This is a genomic window from Streptomyces atratus, assembly GCF_014648655.1.
Lineage (GTDB): Bacteria > Actinomycetota > Actinomycetes > Streptomycetales > Streptomycetaceae > Streptomyces > Streptomyces atratus.
On sequence record NZ_BMRN01000141.1, the window covers coordinates 1 to 2,889 of the forward strand.

At 69.8% G+C, this 2,889-nt stretch carries 2 protein-coding genes; both read left to right on the forward strand.

Going from position 1 to position 2,889, the window contains the following annotated elements; all coding sequences use genetic code 11:
• A partial coding sequence (locus tag IEZ15_RS43610) for a phosphopantetheine-binding protein (protein WP_189282470.1) occupies positions 1-395 on the forward strand: 395 nt, incomplete at its 5' end.
• Positions 396-844: 449 nt separating this feature from the next.
• On the forward strand, positions 845-2,889 hold a 2,045-nt coding region (locus IEZ15_RS43615), incomplete at its 3' end, for a condensation domain-containing protein (protein ID WP_189282471.1).

A 2,889-nucleotide genomic window follows, 5' to 3' on the forward strand; every position in this document is an offset into this window, starting at 1 on the left:
GCCTGCCCGAATACATGGTCCCGTCCGCCGTGGTCGCCCTCGACGCCCTGCCGCTGACGGTCAACCGCAAACTCGACCGCAAAGCCCTGCCCGCCCCCGACTACGGCGTCCTCGCCGGTACGGGACGCGGGCCGGCCAACGTAAGGGAAGAGATCCTGTGCGCGGCCTTCGCCGAAGTCCTGCGGCTGGAGAAGGTCGGCGTGGACGACGACTTCTTCCGGCTCGGCGGCCATTCGCTGCTCGCGACCGAACTTGTCATCCGCATCCGCGCCGCCCTCGGCGTCGACGTCGAGATCCGGGACCTCTTCAATGCGCCGACCGTGGCCGGTCTCGCAAAGCAGCTCGGTACGGAAAAGTCAACCCGCCCGGCTCTCCGACCGATGCGCGGGAGATAGGAGGAGCGCATGAGTCAAGGCGGTTACGCCTGAACAACTGAATAGAGAGAGAACGCGCTTCGGCCGCCGTGTCCCGTGAATTAGGGTGCGGCGGCCGAAGCACGTTCCGTAGGCGGGCCCGGGGCGTTCAACTGCCGTTCGGGGGCGGTTGAACAGTCCGGTGGTCAGCCGCTCAGCTGTGGGTTTCCGGTAGAGGGCGGGTCGAACGGGGGTGCGGAGACAGAACATTGATCGTCGCAACGGGCTGGGTCATAGTGAGTCGCGCCAAACCGGGAGTCCGAAAAAAAGAAGGGTGGATTCTCGGAACGGCGAACCGGTTCTCCGATTCTCCGGTGACAGTCATTGCCGGTCGACATTCATTTGATTCTTGTTCGGGTGTACAAGGCCCCGGAAAGCCTTGACCGATCCGCGCCGACGTTGCGGCCGGGACGAAGCCAGGAAGGTTCCTGATGATTCCGTTGTCATTCGCGCAGCGTCGGTTGTGGTTCATCCAGCAGCTCGAGGGCCCCAGTGCGACCTACAACATCCCGGTGTCGCTACGTCTTTCGGGTTCGGTCGACCGCGTCGCGCTGGCCGCGGCCCTGCGGGACGTCCTGGAGCGGCACGAAGTGCTGCGCACGACCTTCGGCGTGCACGACGGCGAGCCGTACCAGCGCATCCTCGGCCTTGAGGAAATCGACTGGGACCTCCAGACTGTGGACCTGCCCGACTCCGCGACCCCGGCCGACCTGGCCGGCGCGGTCGCGGGCGCGTTCGGGTACGAGTTCGACCTCGCCACCGAACTCCCCATCCGTGCCTGGCTGTTCTCCGCCGGACCCGACGAGCACGCGCTCGCCGTGGTCGTCCACCACATCGCAGGCGACGGCTACTCGATGCGCCCGCTCGCCCGCGACGTGTCGGTCGCCTACGCGGCCCGGTGCCAGGCCGAGGCCCCCGCGTGGGAGCCGCTGCCGGTCCAGTACGCCGACTACGCGCTGTGGCAGCGCGACCTGCTCGGCGACGAGAACGACCCCGACAGCGTCGGCGCACGCCAAGTCGCCTACTGGCGCGAGACGCTGGCGGGCGTACCCGAGGAGCTGGAACTCCCCTTCGACCGCACGCGTCCTCTCGTCGCCTCGCACCGGGGCCACAGCGCGCCCTTCGAGGTCCCGGCCGACGTGCACATACGGCTCCAGGAGTTGGCGCGCGCCGAGGGCGTCACCACCTTCATGGTCTTCCAGGCCGTCCTCGCGATGACCCTGTCGAAGCTGGGCGCGGGCACGGACGTCCCGATCGGTGCCGCCGTGGCCGGCCGCACGGACGTGGCGCTGAGTGACCTGGTCGGATTCTTCGTCAACACCCTCGTGCTGCGTACGGACTTGAGCGGCGACCCGACGTTCCGCGAGGTCCTCGGCCGCGTCCGGGAGACCGGTCTGTCGGCGTTCGCCCACCAGGACGTGCCGTTCGAGAAGCTGGTGGAGGAGCTGGCGCCGACGCGTTCGCTGGCGCGCCACCCGCTCTTCCAGGTCATGCTCACCGTCGAGAACGTCGCCCAGGCCGAGGTCCGACTGCCGGGCGCGCAGGCGGGTTCGCTGGCCGACGTGGCCTCGGCGGAGGTGTCGGAGGAGCTCGCCACCAGGACGGTCGCCAAGTTCGACCTGGAGATCGGCGTCGAGGAGGCCTTCGACGCCGAGGGAGCCCCCGCCGGGCTGCACGGCTCGGTGATCGTCGCGGCCGACCTGTTCGACGCGGACTCCGCCGCCCGGCTCGCCGGGCGGCTCACGCGCGCCCTGCGCCTGCTGGTCGCCGACCCGCAGTCCCGACTGAGCGCGGTCGACGTCCTGGACGCGGCCGAGCGCCACCGGCTGCTCGCCGAGTGGAACGACACCGAGGTCGGCGTCGACGCCGACCTCGTACCCGAGCTGTTCAAGGCGCACGTGGCGCTGACCCCGGACGCCGTCGCGGCGGTCTACGAGGGCACGGAGATCACGTACGCCGAGCTGGAAGCGCGGGCCAACCGCCTCGCGCACCACCTCCTCGGCCTCGGCGTCCACGCCGAGTCGGTGGTGGGCCTGTGCCTGCCGCGCGGCATCGACATGGTGGCGGCGGTCCTCGGCGTGTGGAAGGCCGGTGGAGCCTACGTGCCGCTGGACCCCGAGCACCCGGAGGAGCGGCTCTCCTTCATCCTGGCCGACAGCGGCGCCCGCGTGGTCGTGAGCAGCCACGATGCCGCCGACGGCGTCGCCGGCCGGCTGGGCGTGGACCGCGTGCTGTGGCTGGACGACCCGGCGACGGGCGCGGCGCTGGAGCGGCTGCCGGTCAGCGCGCCGAAGCGATCGGAGTCCCGGGACGGTCTCGCGTATGTGATCTACACGTCGGGTTCGACGGGTCGGCCGAAGGGTGTGGCTGTAGGTCATGGTGCGCTGGCGAATCTGGTGTCGGTGTTCGGGCCGTTGATGGAGGTGGGCCCGGGGGTTCGGGTGTTGCAGTTCGCCTCGTTCAACTTTGATGCGTC